This is a genomic window from Rhizobium sp. 18055 (genome assembly GCF_902706285.1).
GTDB lineage: Bacteria > Pseudomonadota > Alphaproteobacteria > Rhizobiales > Rhizobiaceae > Rhizobium.
The window spans coordinates 1-392 of sequence record NZ_CACSKD010000474.1 but is presented as its reverse complement, the minus strand read 5'-3'; the positions used below and the strand labels follow the sequence as shown (position 1 = coordinate 392).

At 69.6% G+C, this 392-nt stretch carries 1 protein-coding gene; it reads right to left on the bottom strand.

Annotation, left to right across the window (positions count from 1 at the left end):
- Positions 1-204: 204 nt before the first annotated feature.
- On the bottom strand, positions 205-372 hold the full coding sequence (locus tag GVL52_RS32690) for a (d)CMP kinase (RefSeq protein ID WP_244619361.1): 168 nt from the start codon (positions 370-372) through the stop codon (positions 205-207).
- Positions 373-392 lie beyond the last annotated feature (20 nt).

Here is a 392-nt window from a genome sequence, read left to right as displayed (position 1 = left end):
CAGAGGTGTATAAGAGACAGGGTTGCCGTCGCCTCGGCCGTGGATCTGCGTGGCTTTTCCTACCCGCTCGAGCCCTATCTCCGCAAGCAGGAGTGGCAGCTCGAGCGGCTGGAAGGCCGCATGGCGCGCCTGCAGCAGACGCTCACGGAGGCATTGGCGCAGGGCCGCGCGCTGCAGGCGCGGGAAGGGCCTCGCGGGCCGTCGTCACCCTTGCGCGGGCTGCGCGAAGGGCTGCAGGCGCTGCCACCAGACGAGCACCTGCTCGACGGCCTCGTCGACCGACAGCAGGGAATTGTCCAGCACCAGCGCATCCTGCGCGGGCTTGAGAGGCGCGACCGCCCGGGTGCTGTCCCGGACGTCACGCGCCTCCAAATCCGCGCGAAGGTCGTCTA